The organism is Christensenella massiliensis (assembly GCF_040409835.1).
Taxonomy (GTDB): Bacteria; Bacillota; Clostridia; order Christensenellales; family Christensenellaceae; genus Christensenella; species Christensenella massiliensis.
The window spans coordinates 1,099,855-1,120,671 of sequence record NZ_CP117826.1 but is presented as its reverse complement, the minus strand read 5'-3'; the positions used below and the strand labels follow the sequence as shown (position 1 = coordinate 1,120,671).

Below are 20,817 nucleotides of genomic sequence, written 5' to 3'. Positions count from 1 at the left end.
GTCATTTGTCCTCCGCATTATCTGCCATTTGAATCAATCTGCAATCCGCTTCACGCTCTTTCATGCCATCATACATGGAAAGGCGGCGCATAGCCGCGTCGAAATCGACCTCATGGCCATCGAAATCAGGACCGTCGATGCATGCGAATTTGGTCTTGCCGCCAACCGTCAGCCGGCAGCCGCCGCACATACCGGTGCCGTCTATCATCACAGGATTCATGCTGACGATCGTCTTGATCCCATATTCTTTAGTCAGCAGGGAAACGAATTTCATCATAGGGATAGGTCCGATCGCAACGACGATGTCGTATTTGACGCCGCTCTCGATCTGTTTTTTGAGGGCGTCCGTCACAAAACCGTGCATGCCGAACGAACCGTCGTCCGTCGTGATGATGAGGTTATCCGAAGCCTCTGTCATTTCCTTTTCCAGAATGATGATATCCTTGGTCTTAAATCCGGCGATCATATCTACAGAAACGCCCATCTGCTTCAGATGCTTTGCCTGCGGAAGAGCGATCGCGCAGCCGAGGCCGCCGCCGATCACTGCGGCTTTTTTGATGGAGGGGTCAAAGTGCGAAGCAACGCCGAGAGGCCCAACCACGTCGAGGATATTTCCGCCTTCCGGAAGCTCGCCAAGCTGCTGGGTCGATTTGCCGACTTGTGCGAAGATGATCGTTACCGTTCCGGCCTCGCGGTCAAAATCCGCGATCGTGAGCGGGAACCGTTCGCCCTTTTCATGAGTACGCAGAACGAGGAACTGGCCGCTTTGCGCTTTTTTAGCAATCAGCGGAGCATCGATGACCATTTTGGTAATGCCGTTTGCCAGTGTTTCTTTCTTTAAAATTTTAAACATAATGCACTCCCCATTATATAAGATTCGTGAATTGCCGTACATAAATATTATAAACGAAACGGCAGCGCACTTACAAGGGGAAAATAAACAGTTGACATTGCGGGAGGGGCATAATAAGATGATAGATGTAAATGAACATGCGTTCAGTTTGCAGCGCCGCAGGAGAGAAACAGGATGGAGCAGACGGTTGATAAGCGCGCGGAAATGATGGGCACGGCAAAGGTGCCCAGCGCGATCGTACGGCTTGCGGTCCCGGCCATTGTCAGTATGGTCGTGATGGCCGTTTATAATATGGCGGATACCTATTTTGTCAGCCTATCGCCGGAAGGGTATCTCGGTACGGCGGCGGTGTCGGTCTATATGCCGATCATGCTTCTTACGCAGGCGTTGTCTGTTTTGTTTGCGGCAGGCGGAGGAGCATATCTTTCCCGGCTTTTAGGAGCGGAGGAAAAGGAAAAGGCAGGCCGCACGGCGACGGCTACTATTCTCCTCGCCTTTTTGTCCGGTGTGCTTGTTGCGGTTGTGGGAAGTATCTTTGCAGAGCCGGTTCTGCTTGCGCTTGGGGCCTCCGGCGATACGATCGGCCTTGCGCTCGATTATGCGCTGATCCTGCTGCTTGCGTCTCCGGTACAGCTCACGAATATGGCGTTCAATAATCTGCTGCGTGCGGAAGGAAGCGCGGTCCAGTCCATGACCGGCATGGTGATCGGGGCGGTGCTGAATATCATTCTCGATCCGGTCTTTATTTTTACCTTTGATATGGGCGTAATGGGAGCGGCAGCCGCTACGGCGCTTTCGCAGGGGATTGCATTTGTCCTCCTCGCTTCCAATTATTGGAGAAAAAAGACGGTCGCACGATTTAGGCTGAAAGGCTTCCGCTTCGAGAAAGAAATCGTCGCCTACATCGTCCGCATTGGTTCCTCGACCTTTTTGACTCAGCTTCTTGCAGCGGTGGGTTTTGCGGTCATCAACATCTGCGCAAAACCGTATGGGGATGCGGCGATCGCGGCGTTTGGGATCGTAAACCGGATCCAGTTTCTGGGATTTGCACTGATGTTTGGTTTTACGCAGGGATATCAGCCGGTAGCAGGATATAATTTCGGAGCGCACCGTTTTGGACGGCTGAAAACCGCCATGAAATTTGGGATCGCGGTCTCTCTTGTGATCGGGGCGCTTGTCACGCTGGCCTGCTATTTGTTTGCGCCGCAAATGCTGCGCCTGTTTACAACGGATGCCTATGTCATGGAGATAGGGGTGCCCGCGCTTCGCTGGTTCACCTCCGGATTTACGATCACCGCGTTCACACTCGTTATGCTCATGACGCATCAGGCTCTGGGGAAAGCGGGAGGAGCGCTGATCTTGTCGGTCTCACGGCAGGGAGTGTGCCTGATACCGACGGTCATGGTGCTTGCCAATGTGCTCGGCCTGCTGGGGATCATGCTTTCTCCTCTGGTATCGGATGTCATATCGGGGGGGATCGCCGTCGTATTGGCAATGCGCATTTTCCGGTTTATTCGGGAAGAAAAAGAAAAATATGCGGCTGCTCCGACAGGAGAAGACGCGCAGGGCTCAGGAAAGGAAGGATCATGCCGAAAAAAATAGAGGACGTAACACAGAAAATCATCAGCGCGGCGCTCGATATTTATCATAAAGAAGGGTACGACAGCCTTTCCATGCGTAGGATCGCTGAAGTGAGCGGGCTTTCCGTAGGAACGGTGTATACGCATTTCGACGATAAGGAAGCGCTGCTCGCACAGGTGCTCGCAGGCGAGATCGAGCAGATCATGAATGAATTTATGCGCAATGTGTTTGGGAAAGAGCCGAAGGAAGCGCTTTATGGGGCGATCTATTGCTTTATTGCGCGTATGGTAGAGACACCGCAGGATGTGATCAATCAAGTTGTGAACTTTGAGTCGGATAAAGAATATATTGAGCGGACACTATTTGGGATACGTAAGCAGGTGCAGCAGCTTCTGATCGAGCTCATCACCCGAGTATTCGCAGAGTGTGGAACAAAATTGACGGAGGAAGAGGCGGAGGTCCTCTCCGAGCTTCTGTTTGGCATGCTGAATGCGGTCTCGCTGCATGGTGCAGGAAATGTGGAGCGTCGTTCCGTGTTGGTGTACGACATGTTTATCGCCTATGCGGAGAAGCAAAGCAAAGCACGGAAGCTGCTGCACAGGCGGCGGACGAAAAAAGAAAAATAGTCCTGCAAAAAACACAAAAAAACGGCGAATCACGATTCGCCGTTTTCGTTTTTTAGGATGCGTTTAGTTGGAAGCCTGCGTAGAGGGAGTATAGACCCTCGATGCAGCGTCGCTGTCCATGTAGAGGATACCAGCCTCGCTGTTTCCGCTGATTTTCAGCTTCTCGATCAGTCCGCTGGCATTCTCTTCCTCTTCGACCTGCTCGGTCACGAACCATTGCAGGAACTGCTGCGTTTTGAAATCGCGCTCGTCAACAGCGTTTGCCATCAGATCATTGATCATTCCGGTCACCTTCTGCTCATGCTCCAGCGTCTTTTCAAAAATATCCATTGGCGATTTGAAATCCGTGTCCGGTGCCTCGATGGCGCGGAATTCTGCATTCCCGCCTACACGCAGGATATAATTCATGAGCATCGTGGCATGGTCGCGCTCCTCCTGCGCCTGTACGGTATACCAATTCGCAAACCCATTCAGGTTTTTGGAAGAGAACCATGCAGCCATCGAAAGATAGAAATAAGCGGAGAAAAATTCGTTCTTCACCTGCTCATTGAGCATATCTTCCATTTTTTTACTGATCATAATACTTACCCCCTTAAAATATAAAATCCAAATCCAGATACTATTATAATACCCCAAAATAAAAAACGAAAACTATTTTTTTGTGCGCTCCAAAAATTCTATGAAACGGGAAAAAGTCTTTATAGCTTCGGACCTGTGCATCAGAAATTGATACTCATGCGGCAGAAAAACGGAAGAGCGGGAGTAGAATACTGTTTCCACAGACGTGCCGCATTCCCGGAGCGCCTGCGCATAAGCGATCCCTTGCTCGGTGAAGGTGCCGATATTTCCATCCGTCAGGAAAACGGGAGGAAATCCGCAGCGAGGAATGTGGCGTACGACGGAAGCTTCTTCAAGCGCCGGGCCGTTTCTCCAATTTGGATCAGCCGTTACGCCCCAAAAAACACGCCGGACCAAATAGGAAAGAGGCGTGCGGCGGTCAAAGCGCGCGGCATAGGCTTCAGCGTCATATAAGCCGCAGAACAAAGCGGCACCGCGAATGGTATCGGGCGGAACGACCTGTCCGATACCGGCGGCGCGCGCATAGCTTTCATCGAGCTGAGCTGTTACGAACTGCGCTGCCATTTGCGCGCCGGCGGAGTCTCCGGCGAAATAGACGCTTGACAGATCGGCGTTCAGCTCAATGAGGCGCGAACAAATAAAACGGTATGCATCCGCGACGGCACGGACGCCGGACGGATAGGGAGACTCCGGTGCAAGCGGATAATTGATATTTGCCACAATGTATCCGCATGCGGCGATTTGTACGGCATAGCCCTCTACGTCGGATTTATCACCGCCGACATAAGCGCCGCCATGCAGCCAGAATAGGACGGGGAGGGGAGGAGCGGAGACTGCAGCGGGCGAGATGATATCTAGCCGGCTGCAGCGTACGTTACGTTCTCTATAGGGCAGGTCTCGTTCGATTCGGACCGACGCGCGCGCAAAAGCGTAGTCCCGCGGACGGATATAGGTCCCGAAGCGAAACAGATTGCGCAGGAACAGGCAGGCAGGTCTGGGAGAGAATGGAAAAATCAACAGCGGGAACGACAGCCCTGTCAATATGATCTTTATAAGCCATTTCAAAATATTCATAAACGGCAAAAATTTATTCCTTTTCCTTTTTTGCAGGCTGTTTTTGCGCGCCTTTCTTTGTAATGAGGAAAAATACGACCCAAACGGCAAATACAGACACGAGGACGACAATCCCCAGCGTAAACGGATGGTTCGCCGTCGGATTCTCAAATATGGTCGCGGCATTCAAAAGCCTCGAATTCAACAGATAAGTAACGCCCGGAGAGACGGAGAACGTTACATTCCCGGTATGATCGACCTCGATACCGTCCTCGTTCAGTGGCAGAATGTCCCGGTTCTGATCGTAATAATACAGATAGACGAGGGAACCGGGCGGGTAGACATCTCCGACGTAAATGCTGATACTGGTCTCCGGCGGGAGAGCGTCGTTTTGGGAGAGGTCGAGAAATACAGCCTCCGCGTCTGCAGACGAGGCAGTGCGCTTGCCCTGCGGAGGTTCCTGAGAAACATTGGCAGAGAGGCTTATATTCATTGGAACAGAAAGGTCTGTTCCGTTAAAGATAAAGGAGTAGGGACGGTCTCCCTGCATGGTAAAGGTCAGGTTCCGGTCCTGTCCGATCAATGGATAAACGACGCTTTCCGGAATGATGGAAGCTTCGTTTAAAAATACGTGAACGTCCTCGGGAACTTCCGCCTCCAGCTTTGCGGATATGCTGTCAGCGTCGATCGTTTCCTCCCATATCGTAAGAGGAGAGGGATCGGATAAGGATGAAAGCGTTTCCGCAGTTTCTTCGTTCAGATAATTGATGACGGTATCAAAAAGAGTCGGCCCCTCCTTAAGGAGCGGCTCGCTGAATGTGTAGCCGTCTCCGCCGTAATACATAAGATCGGTCACAGCGATTGTAAAACGATCCGTATCGGCGATCTCTTTTCCGTCCTTTGTGAGGGCTTGGACTGCAGCGGCGGATTCCCCGTCTTCATTGAGATATTTCCGGGCGGAAGCCTCAAAACCTGCAAATTGAGGAAAGGACCCGCTGCCCATAATAAGATGTTCGTTCAAAAGGTCTTTCAACTCCGCACCGGAGATCTCCGTCGTAACAATCGTGCTGTCATAAGGAATGGCATTATACAGGGCTCCGAAAGAGACCGCTCCCTCAGGAATGGAAGAAGACAGGATGCTGCTGCTCATAAGCGCGATATCAGCCCCTGTGGCTTTGAGCATAGCCTGCGTGCATAGCTGGCCGAAATTTGTACTTCCTGTGAGGACAAAGGCCGGATCGGCATTCAAAAAAACAGGCGTATAAGAGACCGTTTCGGTCATGATAGGCTGCTGTTCCTTTTCATATTCTATTACCGTCTCGGAAACTTTTTTATCGGGAGAATAGCCCGAAGCCTCCTCGATCTCCACAAGCCGTTCGCTTACACCTATCAGCATACCGTTGCTGTCAAAAGACAAACTGGCGATCCCGAAATTTTCAAAATTTTTTCCGGTCTGTACGATAAGAGGCGTACGTCCCTCGATATATCCGGGATAGCTTGTATAACCTGTTTCATAGACTGCATCGGATTGGCCGTCTATGATCAGATCGATCCCGCTCACATGTGTTGCCACATCGACGCATGCGGGCTGCCGGCGATCCGACGTTCCCAAAGAAGAAAGCACGACTACGGCGTTTACGTTCTGGGCGCGCAGGTCGTTTACGGCGTTCTGCACCGCAGTAAAAAGGGGCTCGCCATCAAGAAAGCTGGCGCCGTCCAAATTACGCGTATCGGCAAATTCAGCCGCCTCGGGAGAAGCGATGCCGATCACGCCGATCCGAATGCCGCTTTCCTGAAAGATATGGTAAGGCTCAAAAACAGGAGTGCCGTCTTTACCGATGATATTGACTGCAATACCGGCAGTGCCGGAGCTGTCCAGCAGGCTGAGAAGCGTCTCACTGCCAAAACTAAAATCGTGCGTGCCGGGAACCATGCCGTCATAACCGATCTGGTCCATCAGCGCGGCGATGCTCTGACCGTTGCTGAGGTTGGAAAATGCAGTCCCGGAAAAAACGTTTCCGGCATCGAGCACAAGGCGCCCGTCCGCATTGTCCTCCTTTAAAATGGTCCGCAGCCGCGCATAGCCGACGGCGGTTTCCGTGCCGACCGCGTGGCCGCGTACATTTCCGGTATGATAAATATTGATGACCGTCTCGATATCCGCAGCCGCAGGCTCTGCAGCTGCAAGACCGGGGAGGGCTGCAATGGCGATCAGGACCGCGATCAGGACCGCCCAAGCTGTTTTATGACGCATAATGCCTCCATGATTCCGCAAGGGTGCGTTTCCTGCATTATATCAAAAAAGCGTACGCTATGCAATTTTCGTCTTGCTGGATTTCTGTGCCGATGCGTGGTAAGATGAAAAAAATATCGTGGCGCGGCAGGACCGCCAAAAAAGACTGAAAATATGCTGCCGGGAGGGAAAAATGGAACTGAAAGAAACAAAATTATCTTCAGAAACGGTCTATGATGGAAAAATCATTAAGGTACAAAAAGATACGGTAGAGCTTCCAAACGGAAAAGAAGCGGTAAGAGAGGTAGTACGCCATTCGGGCGGCGTATGCGTATGCGCGGTGGATGGAGCGCTCAATTTGTTTTTCGTGCGCCAATACCGCTATCCATTCGCGGAGGAAATGCTTGAGCTTCCGGCCGGAAAGCTCGATGTTGAGGGAGAGGACGCTTACGACGGTGCGCTCAGGGAGCTTAGGGAAGAGACGGGGATCCACGCAGCAGATTTGATGCCGCTCGGAGAGATCTATTCCAGCGTCGGTTTTTGCGATGAGGCGATCCATCTGTATCTTGCGGTCAATATCGAGCAGGGAACGCAGTGCCTTGATGAGGATGAATTTATCAGCGTAGAAAAAATACCGCTTGGCCGGGCGGTAGAAATGTGCCTGAAAGGCGAGCTTCGGGACGCGAAAACGGTCGCGTGCGTGCTGAAAGCGTATATCATTTTGGAGCAGCTGCAGCGCGGAGCGGAGCAGGAAAACGCTTGAACACGGGAGGAAAAACCGTCTGCTGCAGAAAATGAAAAGACAGGCCGGGCACAGAAGGGCGCCGGCCTGTTTTCTTACCTATAGCGGCGTGCGGCGAGAAAATAAACGAGATAGACAGCCCCTCCCGCAACAGCGGAACGGATCAGCATATTCCGAAAATCAGGGGAATGGAGTGTGATGTTTTGTTCATAAACGCGCAGCATCAAAATGCATGTGACCACTACGGCGATCAGTTGCCCGGTGCACAAAGCGATCTTGGCAATGTGATACTGCAGCTCCACATTGTCCGCATTGATCTTTACCGGATACCGGTACAGGCGTGGAAAACGGGATAAAAGAAACAGCAGGCCGCACACTCCGCCGCCCAAAGCAAACAGAATAAACAGTACGGTCCGCATCCCATATTTTGCGACGAGTCCGTCCGCGTCGGGAGACGGCGCGGGAGCGGGCAGGATGCTCGCCGTAAGGGCAAAGACCACCACCATACAGATGATGCTGATAAAGGTCGCCCATTCCAGCAGAAAACGCCAGTTGCGCAGGACGTTTAAACGCAGGTCCGTTTTCATGACAAAATATCACCCGCGCAGATCGACATAATTGGTCGGATCGATGCAGCCCTCCTCAAATGTTCCCATATCCTCGAGCATGCGCAAAGATGCCTCGAGAATATAGAACATAAGCGGGCAGCCGCTGCCCTCGCCGAGGCGCATATCCAGCATGAGGGCGGGGGAAAGGCCGAGCGCCTTTGAGATCGCGGCATATCCCTGCTCGTAGCTCTTGTGCGACGCGAACATATAGCCGAGACTCATCGGGGAGATACGCATTGCGCACAGCGCGGCACAGGCGGAGATAAAGCCGTCGATCACGACAGGAACCTTATAGTGGGCGCAGGCGAGATACGCGCCGGTCATCGCGGCAATATCAAGGCCGCCGACCTTGGCGATCACATCTACCGGGTCGTTTGCGTCCGGCTCGTTCACTTCGATTGCCCGGCTGATTGCGGCGATTTTTTTCTGATACTGTTCTTCCGTGATGCCTGCGCCCTTTCCGGTCATCGCGCTGACGGGTTTGTCTAAAAGAACGGAAGCAACGGCAGCCGTTGTAGAGGTATTGCAGATACCCATTTCACCGAGGCCGAGCACGTCATAATCCGCATGCGCCGCGGCAGCCTCATATCCGGCTTTCATAGCGCGTTCGCATTGCCCGCGCGTCATGGCAGGCCCTTTGGTCATATCGTTCGTGCCGCGCATCACGACTGCGTCGATGATATTTTTCTGACGGACCTCCTTTGCGATGCCGACATTGTAAACGAATACATCTGCTCCGGCCTGCGCTGCGAAAGCGTTTACTCCCGCAATGCCGTTGGCGATATTGATCGTCTGCATCGGCGTTACGTCCTGTGGAACGGGGGTGATCCCCTGTTCATAAATACCGTTGTCCGCCGCGAATACGAGCACCGCGCGTTTTGCCAGCGTACCGCCCATAAACCCGCGGATCCCGGCGAGCTTCACGGCATAATCCTCAAGCTGTCCAAGGCTTCCGAGCGGTTTGGAAAGGGAGTCGATGCGCTGGCGCGCCTCCGTCATAGCGGATTCGTCTAACGGTAATACATCTGCATAATTCATAAACGGTTTTCTCTCCTTTTGAAGTGTATCCGTCTCCGGAACAGGCCAAGAAGCGAAAAGAGCCATTTGAAGTGTTCCGTTTTTATAAAGCGGATATTTTTTATTATATCCAGTATGGCATATTTTTTTCTTGTAATGCAATCTAAAAATTGGTAAGATTTCACGAAAAAGAGGGCGCATGCACTGCATACGCCCTCTTTCTGCACGTCAGAATACGAGCTTATCCTCGATAAACTGCTTGACAGCGTCCATCGAAATGCGCTCCTGCGCCATCGTATCGCGGTCACGCACCGTCACGCAGCCGTCCTCGAGAGAGTCGAAGTCTACGGTCACGCAGTAGGGCGTGCCAATCTCGTCCTCGCGGCGGTAGCGCTTGCCGATCGAGCCCGCAAGGTCGTAATCCACGTTGAAATGCTTCGCAAGGTCGGCGAACAATTTGTCCGACGTTTCCGCGAGCTTTTTCTGGAGCGGAAGGACGGCGGCCTTGAAAGGCGCGAGCGCCGGATGGAAATGCAGCACCGTGCGAACGTCACCGTTCTCCAGCGTTTCCTCGTCGTAAGCCTCGCACAGGAACGCGAGCGTCACGCGGTCCGCGCCGAGGGAAGGCTCGATGCAGTACGGAACATATTTCTGCCCGGTGGAGGGATCGAGATATTCGAGGCTCTCGCCGGAATGCTGCATGTGCGCCTTGAGATCGAAATCCGTGCGGTCCGCGATGCCCCACAGCTCGCCCCAGCCGAATGGGAAACGGTACTCGATGTCCGTCGTCGCGTTGGAATAATGGGAAAGTTCTTCCTGCGCATGGTCGCGCAGCTTAAGGTTCTCGTCGTGGATGCCGAGGGAGAGGAGCCAGTTGTGGCAGGTGTCCTTCCAGTAGTTGAACCATTCGAATTCCTCTTTCGGATCGCAGAAGAATTCAAGCTCCATCTGCTCGAATTCCCGAATACGGAAAATAAAGTTCCCCGGGGTGATCTCGTTGCGGAACGATTTGCCGATCTGGCCGATCCCCATCGGCATCTTGCGGCGCGTCGTGCGCAGCACGTTTTTGAAATTGACGAAAATGCCCTGAGCGGTCTCCGGACGCAGGTAGATCTGCGCCGCCGTATCCTCGTTGACGCCCTGAAAGGTCTTGAACATCAGGTTGAACTGGCGGATAGGCGTGAAGTCGTTTTTTCCGCAGGACGGGCACACGATATGCTCTGCGATAAACGCTTCCATTTCTTCTTTGCCCATAGCTTCCACCGGACCGATATCGAGGCCGTTCTCCGCCACATAGTCCTCGATCAGCTTATCTGCACGGAACCGTTCCTTGCAGCTTTTGCAGTCCATCAGCGGGTCGTTGAAGCCGCCCACATGACCAGAAGCGACCCATACCTCCGGGTTCATCAGAATGGCTGCGTCAAGGCCGACGTTGTACGGGCATTCCTGCACGAACTTCTGCCACCACGCGCGCTTCACATTGTTTTTGAATTCTACGCCGAGCGGACCGTAATCCCACGAATTTGCGAGCCCGCCGTATATCTCCGAGCCGGGATATACAAAGCCGCGCCCTTTTGCGAGCGCTACGATTTTGTCCATTGTTTTTTCCATCGTTTACCCTCCAAAATTTTGTAAAAAAAATCTTTCGCTCCCTATCGATCAGGGACGAAAGAACATCTTCCGCGGTTCCACCCTTTTTGGTCAAAAAACCCGCCTTCTTTGATGCGTTTCTTTTGCGCGGGGCGCCACACCCGCAAAACGCGCTATTCACTTACAGCCACAATCATATCAAGTTTAAAGGCGGATTTCAAGATTATTTTCCAAAATACCGGGGACCGGATTTTACGGAGACGCGGCATGTGATATACTGAATGGGAATCAAAAACATACAAAGGAGTACCATCATGACTGGGCTTGGCCTGTTTGGAATCATTACGGTATGCTCTACGCTGGCCGTTTTCATCGTATGCCTCGCGCTTTACTGCCGCATTCAAACAAAACGGCATTTTAAATGCCCCTATTGCGGCGCGCGCTTCAAGATGCCCGGAATGCGCACATTTTTTGCGGCGCGTCAGGGAACGGACCGTTTGCTGTTCTGTCCGCAGTGCGGACAAAGCGGATATATGGAAAATATTCCGGATGCGGACTATGAGGCGGAAAAAACAGAAGAAAAAGAGGACGGCAGAACATGACTGTGCTGCTGATCGGCCTCGGAGGCTTTGCGGGCGCGGTGGGACGTTATGGCATGAGTCTGCTGACAAAAGGACTGTCCGGAGATTTTCCGTGGGGAACACTCCTTGTGAATCTTATCGGATCCTTTTGTATCGGCTTGGTATATCAAATGACGCTTGCGTGGAACATAGACGAACGGCTCTCGAGCATGGTGATGCTGGGCGTTCTGGGCGGGTTTACGACGTTTTCCACTTTTTCACTCGAAACGCTGCGCCTTTTCGAAAAGGGCGATTTGCTTTTTGCGCTGCTGAACATTTTGTTGTCTGCTGCGGCATGCGTGTTTGCGGCATGGCTCGGGAGACTGCTGGTCCGTACGTTTTCATGACGGGGAACGGCCGCTTTTCTTGCGCAGCTCCGCGCATTCAGTTGAGCGCGAGGATCGAAACGTTGAGGACTGCCGCGATGCAAAGCCATATAAGATAGGGGAGCAGAAGAACAAAGGCAGGACGGTCTTCTGAAAAAACGCTGCGCAACAGGAAGAACAGATTCACGAGCAGGGCGGCCATAACGATAAGTGCCGGCAGAGGCGCATGGGCAAGAAAAAAGACGGGAGACCAAAGCGCGTTCAATATGATATTGATGATATAACCGGCTGCAGCGGCCCTGCATATACGGCGTTTCGAAACGATGCGGATAAAAGAAACGGCCAGCAGGATATATAAAACGGTCCATATAGCGGCAAAAGCCCATGGCGGCGGCTGAAGCGGGGAAAGTGTAAGGCCCGTATACCATGCGGACGAAGTATCCGTAGAGAGCCCGCCTATTACAGCGCCGGCGGCAGTTGCGGCGGCGGCGCCGATCATTCTGAAAACGCGCATATTTTTTTCGTGCTTTCGTTCCTCCATACTATAAGTCATGACAAACATAGCATATCCTCTCTTTCTCCGGGAAAAGAATCCCGGAATCTTCGATAATTCCTTGCAATATAACGCGTAGCTGGGCTATAATAAATCATTGGAGATCTGTCCGGCGCTATCGCGCAAGCAGTTTAATGATAACCGCGAAGCGCACGGGTAAACGGTTTTTCCATTAAAATTCACTTATGTAGGGTATCCGCCGTATGCGGAACCTGAGCGGAGGTAACAAATGAATAAGAAAACGAGAACGCTGACCCTGACGGCGATTTTGATCGCCATAACGCTGCTGTTTGGTTTCACGCCGATCGGTTATATCCAGACGCCTTTCGGCATCGTGATCACACTGATGTGTCTGCCGGTCATTATCGGAACGCTTACGTTGGGCTGGAAAGCGGGTCTTGCGCTCGCAGCTCTTTTTGCGGTCACGAGCATCGCAAAAATACCGTCTGACGTATTCGGGCCGACGCTGCTTGCCGCGGATCCGGTGCTGCTGATGGTCAACATCATTGTTCCGCGTCTTTTGATCCCGCTTGTGGTCGCACTGGTATACCGTGTGATGCATACAAAGCGGGAGCTTCTCAATATTGGAGTCGCGGCGGTAGCAGGATCGCTGACGAACACGGTGCTGTACCTCGGATTTCTGTATGCGTTCTTTTCCGGCATCGTGGCCAGTGGGATCATTATTTCAGTAGCGCTTCTCAACGGTATCATCGAGGCGGTGGTCGCGGCGCTCCTGTGCCCGCCCATCGTGCGCGCGCTGAGAAAGACGGTGCCGCCGCTTGGCAGGGGGGCGTCCGCGAAACAGACGGCGGCCGAATAAAACGCGCGGATAGCCGCGCTCAAAGGAGATTTTACAGCAGATGATATTTGTGATGGATGTGGGCAACACCAACATCAAATGCGGCATGTTTGAGGGGAATGTACTCGTACATTCCTTCCGGATGACGACGGATATCGACGCAACGTCGGACCAGTATGGTATTCAGATGATAGAGTTTTTTGATTATCTGGACCATGCGCCGATGGACATTGACGGGATCATCATTTCTTCTGTCATTCCGTCTATCAACTACACGCTTGACCACATGTCGCGCGAATATTTTAAAAAGAAGCCTATGTTCGTCGGGCCGGGGATCAAAACGGGGATCAATATCAAATACGATAATCCAAAAGAGCTCGGAACGGACAGGATCGTCAACGCGGTAGGCGCCTATGAGCTGTTCGGCGGCCCGGTCATTACGATCGATTTTGGAACGGCAACGAGCTTCGGCGCGATCTCCGCAAAAGGGGATTTTCTCGGCGGTGCGATATGCCCGGGGCTTCGCATCGCGTCCGATGCGCTTACGGAAAATGCAGCCAAGCTGCCGCGCATCGAACTCAAACGCCCGGAGACGGTCATCAATAAAACGACGGTCACGTCTATGCAGGCGGGCATCATTTATGGCTATGTCGGGCAGGTGCAGTATATCGTCGAGCGAATGAAAGACGAAATGGGCGGCGCAAAGGTCGTAGCGACGGGCGGCTTTTCCGAGCTGATCGCGCAGGAGACCAATTGTATTGACGAGATCATACCGACGCTCACGCTGATCGGTTTGAATAAGATTTATATGAAAAACTGCTGAGCAGTTTTCCGGAAAAGGAGTTACGGCTATGAAAGACATAAAAATAGCGATTCTGGGAATGGGTACGGTAGGCGGCGGTATCTATCAGCTCATCGAACAGGAACAGAAGAATATCGAACACAAGGACGGCATACGCCTTACGGTCAAAAAGACGCTTGCGCTTTCCTATGCGGTAGATGTGCCGGAAGAAAAGAAAGCCAAGGATATCGACGAGATCGTGAACGATCCGGAGATATCGATCGTTGCGGAAGTGATGGGTGGCCAGCATCCTGCCAAAGAGTTTATTTTAAAAGCGCTTGAAGCGGGCAAGACGGTCGTTTCTGCGAATAAAGACATGATCTCGCAGAACTGGCCGGACCTTGAGGCGGCGGCAAAGCGCAGCGGAGCCGGCTTTTATTTTGAAGCGGCTGTCGGGGGAGGAATACCGATCCTGCGGGCGCTAAACGATTCTATGCAGGCAAACAGCATCAGGGAAGTATATGGGATCGTAAACGGAACGACCAACTATATCCTGACTAAAATGGACGACGAGGGGCGCGATTTTTCCGATGTGCTGAAAGAAGCGCAGGCGCTGGGCTATGCGGAAGCAAATCCGGAGAGCGACGTGGAGGGCTACGATGCGCGGTATAAGCTTTCCATTCTTGCCTCTATGGCATTTCATGCACGTGTGCCGGTGGATAAGATATACTGTGAGGGCATCACAAAGCTGACGAAAGCGGACATTGCGATCGGGCGGGAGCTTGGCTATGTGGTCAAGCTGCTCGCTATCGGAAAAAAGGATGCAGACGGCAGCATCGAGGTACGCGTACATCCTACGATGATCCCGAAGGAGCATGCGCTCGCGAACATCAAGGGCTCGTTCAACGCGATTTTCATCGATGGCAGCGCTGTAGGGGAAATGATGTGGTATGGAAAGGGCGCGGGCGATTTCCCGACTGCGAGCGCTCTTGTATCCGACATGGTCTATGCCGTGCATAATGCCGGTCATCCGCGTTATGCGACATTTGACAACAGGTATGAAGCAGATCAGGTGAAATTCAATAACGATTGGATCACAGAATATTTCATCCGCACCGATGTGCAGGATAAGCCCGGTGTGCTCGCAAAGATAGCGGGGATATTCGGAAAGCATGACGTCAGCATTGAAAGCGTCATCCAGAAAGGCGCAAAGCCGGGCGAAGAGAGCGCGCCGCTCATTTTGGTGACGCATAAGGCGCATGAACAGGACCTTAGGGATGCAGTAAAAGAGATACAGGAGCTTGAGGCAGTCGTTGGAACTGTCAACTGCATCCGGGTGGAAAAATAGCAGTAGAAGAGGGGGCGGCCGCTGCAAAGCACGCAGCCTGCCGGAATTATGAAAGGAGAATCGAAATGGTAATTGGAAAACATGAAGCAGTAAATGCGGATAAGCTGGGCGGAAACGGCGAGGGAAAGGCGCAGCTTTATCACTGGCTGGACGGAGCCGAAATGTGTCCGAATCTTGAACTGCTCACAACGATCACGCTCGAGCCGGGTGCAACGGTGAGTGACCATCCGCATCACGGAGAAGCGGAAATCTATTGCCTTACGGAAGGCAGCGGGGAATATAATGACAACGGAAAGACCGTTGCCGTAAAAGCGGGCGATGTAACGGTCTGCTATGACGGGGAAATGCACGGACTTAAGAACACGGGAGACGGAACGCTTGTGTTCCATGCGATCATCGTAAAAGGATAACGCCTGCAGAGAAAGCTGTACCGACGAAAGGAGAAACAGAATGGAATGGTGGACGTGGCTCATTATTGCTGTCGTAGCTGTCGTTGTTATCATCGTGATTTGGTATATCACGGCGTACAACAGCTTCATCAAAATGAAAAACAGCATCGAAGAAGCGTGGGCGACAATCGATGTATATCTCAAAAAAAGGTTCGACCTGATCCCGAACCTTGTGGAAACGGTAAAGGGCTATGCGGCGCATGAACGGGGAACGCTCGATGAAGTGACCGCAGCGCGCAACAGCGTGGCAAGCTCGGCAACGACGGAAGAGAGGCTTGCAAACGAGAATATTCTTTCCGGTACGCTCAGAAGCCTGTTTGCAGTTGCGGAAGCGTATCCGGACCTGAAAGCGAATACGAATTTCCTCGATTTGCAGAACCAGCTTAATATGGTGGAAACAGACCTTGCAAACGCGCGCAAGTATTATAATGCGAACGTGAGAATGTTCAATACCAAGCTTGAGACTTTCCCGACACGCTTTATCGCGCGGAAGTTCAATTTCACGAAGCAGCCGATGTATGAAGTGGAGAACGCGGCAGAGCGCGAAAATGTGAAGGTGCAGTTTTAAAGAATATCGCTTATGGAAATACGCAGCCGCAAAGCGGCTGCGGTTTTATATAAGCACATAAAAGGGCCTGTATCGGCCTAAAATGCGGACCGCATCCGGCAGGAACAGGAATCGTATGCGGCCCCATCATAAGGGAACTAATATGAAAAAATTTTTAACCGGCCTCGTCATAGTGCTTCTGCTGTGCCTGTCGTTTGTTTCGACGGGGTTTGCAGCAGACGCTGATTATGTCATCGAGGACTATCACCGGAAGATCACGGTGCACGAAAACAATACATACAGTATAGAAGATACCATGACGGTAAACTGGCTTACGCCTGCCCATGGCCTGCGTGTGGATATCCCGACGAAGGCGGAGCTTACGCGTGAATATGAAGGGAAAAGCTATCGAGACACCTATCAGGTCCTTGTGAGCGACGTGCACGCACAGCGGCAGTATAGTACAGAAAAAAGCGGCGATACGTTTCTGATAAAGATAGGTGATCCGGATTCGTATGTAACAGGCAGGCATACCTATACCTTTGGTTATCTGTTTGACCCGGGCGATGATGGACATGAGGAGTTCGATGAATTCTATTTTAACCTTGTTGCACCGGCATGGGCGGCGCCGATCGAACACTTTTCATTCGAGATAGAGATGCCGAAGGAATTCGATACTTCGAAGATCGGATTTTCAACGGGGGCCTATGGAACCTCAGGCTATAATACGGATGCACTGCGATTCACAGCAGACGGTACGAGCATTGCGGGAGAGGTGACGCAGACGATAGCACCCTACGAGGGAGTGACTGTCGCTGTTCAGCTGCCGGACGGATATTATGTGGGAGCGCGGGACCCGCACAGCCAGATTTTTCCGTGGATCATCGGCGGGCTTGCTGCCCTTGGCGTCATAGTGCTGCTGTATGTTACGGCGGGACCGCGCCGCAGGGAGATACAGACGGTGGAATTTTATCCGCCGGAAGGTATGAATCCTGCGGATGTCGGCTATATCATAGACGGGATCGTAGAAGACCGGGACGCCGTATCCCTGCTTATCTATTGGGCCGACAAGGGTATCATCGAGATCTATCAGGAAGAAAAAGAAGAGCTGCGTTTCCGTAAAAAATCGGAGCTGCCCGCGGAGGCGAACGATTATGAGCGTATTCTGTTTGATAAAATGTTCAGCGGGCGGGAAAGCGTACGTCTGAAAGATATGCGGTATCATTTTGCGTCTACGGTCTCGGCCGTAAAAGACCGCATTCGGGATAAATACAGGACAGAGGAGAACCTTGTGTTTACAAAAGGCTCCGGGCCGCGGCAAACGGCGGCGTGCTTTTTTGCCGTGCTTCCGGCAGTCCTGATGTTCCTGTTCGGCAACTATATGGAAGAGTTCGACCTATTTACAGCGGTGTTTTCGGGTGTCGTTGCATGTGTATTCGGCTGCGCTTTCGTTTCGATGCTGTGCAGAAATATCAATAAATGGAAGTCGGAAAAGCTGGCCTCCAAAACAGGAGCGATGATTCTCAATATCGTATTGATCGCAGGCTGGCTGGGCGTGCTCCTGTTGTTCAGTATCGATAGCTTCAGCACATGGGCGCTCGTGCCTGCGGCGGCTTCGCTTGCAGGTATGGTCCTTGCGACGCAGATGCGCAGACGGACAAAGCGCGGCGCTGATTGGGCGGGCCGTATCCTCGGACTTAAGCATTTTATCGAAACAGTGGAAGCGGATAAGCTGGAAATGCTGGTGGAAAGCGACCCGCATTATTTTTACAATATTCTTCCCTATGCTTATGTGCTGGGTGTGACCGACAAATGGGCGAAGCAGTTCGAGAGCATCGCGGTCGAGCCGCCGGATTGGTATTACGGATATAACGGCTCGGTCTTTACGACGGTACTGTTTGCGAATATGCTTTCCCACAACCTCTATTATGCGCAGCAGAGCATGATGGCGGTTAAGAATTCCGGCGGAAACGGCGATTTCGGAGGAGGGATCGGCGGCGGAGGCGGCTTCTCCGGCGGCGGATTTTCCGGAGGCGGCTTCGGCGGCGGAGGCGGGAGCTGGTGACGTCGCAGCGCGCCTCTTTGCTCGCTTTACCGTTTTACGGTAAAGCTTCGCCTTTCCGGCGGCTGCAGCTCTGCATACCTTTATTTTTCCAATCGCGCGGCGCTTTCGCTTGCGCTCTTGGAATTACAGGCATCCTTTTCCCCACCCGAACCGCTTACGCTGGGTTCGTACGGGGACCCCGGCAAAGGCGTTAACAGCGCACCCCTTTGCTCGCTTCGCCGTTTTGCGGCCATCGGATCGGGGATGCAGTAAACAATTAGAAACTTTGGAGTGACAGTTATGAAAGGAACAGTCCTTATCACAGGGGCCTCGCGCGGGATCGGCCGGGCATGTGCTCTTGCGTTTGGAAAAGCAGGCTGGTGTGTCGCGGCAAATTATCATACGAATAAAGAGGCCGCGCATTCGCTGCTTTGCGAGCTAAAAGACCTGCATGTCAGCGCTGGGATATTTCAGGCGGATGTTTCCGATGCCGTACAGGTCGCGCGTATGTACGGCGAGGTCAGGGAACGGTTCGGGAACGTGACCGTTCTGGTCAACAATGCGGGGGCCGCGCAGCAAAAGCTATTTACGGATATTACCGAAGCAGATTGGCAGCGGATATTCGATATCAACGTAAAAGGAATGTTCCTGTGTACGCGGGCGGTCTTTCCGGATATGATCAGCCGTAAACAGGGATGTGTCATCAATCTCTCGTCGATTTGGGGAATAGCCGGCGCATCATGCGAAGTACATTATTCCGCAGCCAAAGCGGCAGTTATTGGCTTCACGAAAGCGCTTGCAAAGGAAGCGGGGCCGTCCGGCATACGCGTCAACTGCATTGCGCCCGGTGTGGTCGAAACGGATATGCTCGCCGGCATTGACGAAGCCGCCCGGCAGGAGCTTGCAGAAGAAACGCCGCTCGGCTGCCTCGGCACACCGGACGATATCGCACAGGCAGCGGTATTCCTCGCGGGAGAGGGAGGAAGGTTCATAACAGGACAGATATTGAGTCCGAACGGGGGGCTCGTCATTTAAAAAGCGTTTTGACGCTGGACTTTCAGTCCAAAAGGAGTACAATAAAAGCAAAAAGTAAAAGCGGGAGAATGGATATGAAGATAGAGACAAAATGCCTGCATGAAGGCTGGAAGCCTAAAAACGGAGAAGCACATGCGCTTCCGATCTACCAAAGCACGACCTTTAACTACGATTCGACAGAACATATCGGAGACCTTTTCGATCTCAAGGCAGAGGGTTATTTTTATACACGCCTCGCAAACCCGACGGTCGGCTTCGTGGAAGAGAAGATCGCGGCGCTTGAGGGCGGCGTGGGCTGTATGTGTACCTCCTCCGGACAGGCTGCCAATATGATCGCGCTCCTTAATATTATGGGTGCAGGGGATCACATGATCTGCGCTTCCGAGGTATATGGCGGTACGATCAACCTGTTTGGCGTGACGCTGGAAAAGCTGGGGATCGAGTGCACATTTGTAGATCAGAATGCGCCGGACAGCGAGCTTGAAAAAGCTTTCCGGCCAAATACGAAGCTTGTATTCGGAGAAACGATCGCCAACCCGGCCATTAGTGTATTTGATATTGAGCGTTTTGCGGGACTTGCGCACCGGCACGGCGTGCCGCTGATCGTGGATAACACGTTTGCCACGCCCGTCCTGTGCCGGCCCTTTGAATTCGGCGCCGATATCGTGACGCATTCTACCTCCAAATATATGGACGGTCATGCGGTACAGCTTGGCGGGGCGATCGTCGACAGCGGCAATTTCGACTGGAAGGATTATCCGGGACTCACGCAGCCGGACGAGAGCTATCATGGCGTGACTTATACGGAGACATTCGGAAAGCTTGCCTATATCACCAAGGCGCGTGCGCAGCTCATGCGTGATATCGGCGCGAGTCCGACTGCGCATGCGGCATTTTTGCTGAATCTTGGCCTTGAGACACTTGCGCTTCGCATGGAACGTCACAGCGCGAATGCGCAGGCGGCGGCAGAGTTTCTCGCGGCACAACCGGAAGTGGAGGAGGTCAATTATCCGGGACTCAAAGATGACCGGTACTACGGGCTGGGGCAGAAATATTTGCCGAAAGGTGCGAGCGGCGTCGTGTCCTTTTCCCTCAAAGAGGGGCGCGAAGCGGCCGTGAAGTTTATGGATAGCCTCGAGCTTGCCTCGAATGTAGTACATGTAGCGACAGTCAAGACTTGTGTACTGCATCCCGCAAGCGAGACACACAGGCAGCTTTCGGATGAACAGCTGATCGCCGCAGGCATCACGCCCGGCATGATACGCCTATCGGTCGGTATAGAGAATATTGATGATATCATCAAAGATCTGGAAAAAGGATTTCGGGCCGTTCGCTGAAAAGTTGTCCGGTTTGTTTCCTGCACGAAAAGCAAGAGGAAGACGCTTTCTGGATGAAAACGGCATCTTCCTCCGCGGAGTTCAATAAAAAAGCCG

General features: G+C 52.6%; 21 protein-coding genes. 13 read left to right on the top strand and 8 right to left on the bottom strand.

What is annotated here, in order from left to right; translation table 11 throughout:
• Position 1: 1 nt before the first annotated feature.
• Positions 2 to 853: a sulfide/dihydroorotate dehydrogenase-like FAD/NAD-binding protein gene (locus PUP29_RS05340; RefSeq protein ID WP_079546801.1), complete on the bottom strand. Its 852-nt coding sequence runs from the start codon at positions 851 to 853 to the stop codon at positions 2 to 4.
• A gap of 174 nt (positions 854 to 1,027) precedes the next feature.
• On the opposite strand from PUP29_RS05340, the gene PUP29_RS05335 reads away from it, so the two are divergent.
• Both PUP29_RS05335 and PUP29_RS05330 read left to right on the top strand, forming a co-directional pair.
• Positions 1,028 to 2,455: an MATE family efflux transporter gene (locus PUP29_RS05335; protein WP_079546802.1), complete on the top strand. Its 1,428-nt coding sequence runs from the start codon at positions 1,028 to 1,030 to the stop codon at positions 2,453 to 2,455.
• Positions 2,440 to 3,060, top strand: a complete 621-nt coding sequence (locus PUP29_RS05330) for a TetR/AcrR family transcriptional regulator (protein WP_079546803.1) — start codon at positions 2,440 to 2,442, stop codon at positions 3,058 to 3,060. The genes PUP29_RS05335 and PUP29_RS05330 overlap by 16 nt, the downstream gene beginning before the upstream one ends.
• A gap of 63 nt (positions 3,061 to 3,123) precedes the next feature.
• On the opposite strand, the gene PUP29_RS05325 is transcribed toward PUP29_RS05330, so the two are convergent.
• The 3 genes from PUP29_RS05325 to PUP29_RS05315 form a co-directional block, all read right to left on the bottom strand.
• Positions 3,124 to 3,639 (bottom strand): ferritin, encoded by a 516-nt coding sequence (locus PUP29_RS05325; protein ID WP_079546804.1) that lies wholly within the window; start codon positions 3,637 to 3,639, stop codon positions 3,124 to 3,126.
• Between the two features lie 72 nt (positions 3,640 to 3,711).
• Complete coding sequence (locus PUP29_RS05320; protein WP_353424061.1) at positions 3,712 to 4,713, bottom strand: alpha/beta hydrolase; 1,002 nt, start codon at positions 4,711 to 4,713, stop codon at positions 3,712 to 3,714.
• Between the two features lie 13 nt (positions 4,714 to 4,726).
• The gene (locus tag PUP29_RS05315; RefSeq protein WP_079546806.1) at positions 4,727 to 6,946 is read right to left on the bottom strand and encodes a bifunctional metallophosphatase/5'-nucleotidase; all 2,220 of its coding nucleotides are present in this window, start codon (positions 6,944 to 6,946) and stop codon (positions 4,727 to 4,729) included.
• Between the two features lie 172 nt (positions 6,947 to 7,118).
• On the opposite strand from PUP29_RS05315, the gene PUP29_RS05310 reads away from it, so the two are divergent.
• A complete protein-coding gene (locus PUP29_RS05310; protein ID WP_079546807.1) occupies positions 7,119 to 7,688 on the top strand; it encodes an NUDIX domain-containing protein in 570 nt (189 codons plus the stop codon).
• A 74-nt stretch (positions 7,689 to 7,762) separates the two neighbouring features.
• Here the strand turns inward: PUP29_RS05310 and PUP29_RS05305 are convergent, their stop codons facing one another.
• The 3 genes from PUP29_RS05305 to PUP29_RS05295 all read right to left on the bottom strand — a co-directional run bounded on the left by PUP29_RS05305 (position 7,763) and on the right by PUP29_RS05295 (position 10,903).
• A complete protein-coding gene (locus PUP29_RS05305; protein ID WP_079546808.1) occupies positions 7,763 to 8,254 on the bottom strand; it encodes a hypothetical protein in 492 nt (163 codons plus the stop codon).
• Positions 8,255 to 8,263: 9 nt separating this feature from the next.
• Positions 8,264 to 9,313 carry a nicotinate-nucleotide--dimethylbenzimidazole phosphoribosyltransferase gene (cobT, locus tag PUP29_RS05300; protein WP_353423959.1) on the bottom strand — a complete coding sequence of 350 codons (1,050 nt, stop codon included), beginning with the start codon at positions 9,311 to 9,313 and terminating at the stop codon, positions 8,264 to 8,266.
• 207 nt (positions 9,314 to 9,520) lie between these two features.
• Entirely contained in the window at positions 9,521 to 10,903 is a 1,383-nt protein-coding gene (locus tag PUP29_RS05295) for a glycine--tRNA ligase (protein WP_079546810.1), read from the bottom strand.
• Positions 10,904 to 11,196: 293 nt separating this feature from the next.
• Between PUP29_RS05295 and PUP29_RS05290 the strand changes: the two genes are divergently transcribed.
• Positions 11,197 to 11,484, top strand: coding sequence for a hypothetical protein (locus PUP29_RS05290; RefSeq protein WP_079546811.1), 288 nt, complete (start codon positions 11,197 to 11,199; stop codon positions 11,482 to 11,484).
• Positions 11,481 to 11,849 carry a fluoride efflux transporter CrcB gene (gene crcB, locus PUP29_RS05285; RefSeq protein WP_079546812.1) on the top strand — a complete coding sequence of 123 codons (369 nt, stop codon included), beginning with the start codon at positions 11,481 to 11,483 and terminating at the stop codon, positions 11,847 to 11,849. The genes PUP29_RS05290 and crcB overlap by 4 nt, the downstream gene beginning before the upstream one ends.
• A 37-nt stretch (positions 11,850 to 11,886) precedes the next feature.
• Here crcB and PUP29_RS05280 read toward each other — a convergent pair whose 3' ends face one another.
• A complete protein-coding gene (locus tag PUP29_RS05280) occupies positions 11,887 to 12,390 on the bottom strand; it encodes a TspO/MBR family protein (protein WP_079546813.1) in 504 nt (167 codons plus the stop codon).
• Between the two features lie 220 nt (positions 12,391 to 12,610).
• Here PUP29_RS05280 and PUP29_RS05275 point away from each other — a divergent pair, with 220 nt between their 5' ends.
• The 8 genes from PUP29_RS05275 to PUP29_RS05240 all read left to right on the top strand — a co-directional run bounded on the left by PUP29_RS05275 (position 12,611) and on the right by PUP29_RS05240 (position 20,721).
• On the top strand, positions 12,611 to 13,201 hold the full coding sequence (locus PUP29_RS05275) for an ECF transporter S component (RefSeq protein WP_079546814.1): 591 nt from the start codon (positions 12,611 to 12,613) through the stop codon (positions 13,199 to 13,201).
• Between the two features lie 40 nt (positions 13,202 to 13,241).
• Positions 13,242 to 14,003, top strand: coding sequence for a type III pantothenate kinase (locus PUP29_RS05270; RefSeq protein ID WP_079546815.1), 762 nt, complete (start codon positions 13,242 to 13,244; stop codon positions 14,001 to 14,003).
• Positions 14,004 to 14,031: 28 nt separating this feature from the next.
• Positions 14,032 to 15,309 carry a homoserine dehydrogenase gene (locus PUP29_RS05265; protein ID WP_079546816.1) on the top strand — a complete coding sequence of 426 codons (1,278 nt, stop codon included), beginning with the start codon at positions 14,032 to 14,034 and terminating at the stop codon, positions 15,307 to 15,309.
• Between the two features lie 65 nt (positions 15,310 to 15,374).
• Positions 15,375 to 15,719, top strand: coding sequence for a cupin domain-containing protein (locus PUP29_RS05260; RefSeq protein WP_079546817.1), 345 nt, complete (start codon positions 15,375 to 15,377; stop codon positions 15,717 to 15,719).
• 40 nt (positions 15,720 to 15,759) lie between these two features.
• On the top strand, positions 15,760 to 16,326 hold the full coding sequence (locus tag PUP29_RS05255) for a LemA family protein (RefSeq protein WP_079546818.1): 567 nt from the start codon (positions 15,760 to 15,762) through the stop codon (positions 16,324 to 16,326).
• Positions 16,327 to 16,468: 142 nt separating this feature from the next.
• The gene (locus PUP29_RS05250) at positions 16,469 to 18,370 is read left to right on the top strand and encodes a DUF2207 domain-containing protein (protein ID WP_353423957.1); all 1,902 of its coding nucleotides are present in this window, start codon (positions 16,469 to 16,471) and stop codon (positions 18,368 to 18,370) included.
• A 279-nt stretch (positions 18,371 to 18,649) separates the two neighbouring features.
• On the top strand, positions 18,650 to 19,384 hold the full coding sequence (ymfI, locus tag PUP29_RS05245; protein WP_079546820.1) for an elongation factor P 5-aminopentanone reductase: 735 nt from the start codon (positions 18,650 to 18,652) through the stop codon (positions 19,382 to 19,384).
• Positions 19,385 to 19,458: 74 nt separating this feature from the next.
• Positions 19,459 to 20,721, top strand: coding sequence for an O-acetylhomoserine aminocarboxypropyltransferase/cysteine synthase family protein (locus PUP29_RS05240; RefSeq protein WP_079546821.1), 1,263 nt, complete (start codon positions 19,459 to 19,461; stop codon positions 20,719 to 20,721).
• Positions 20,722 to 20,817 lie beyond the last annotated feature (96 nt).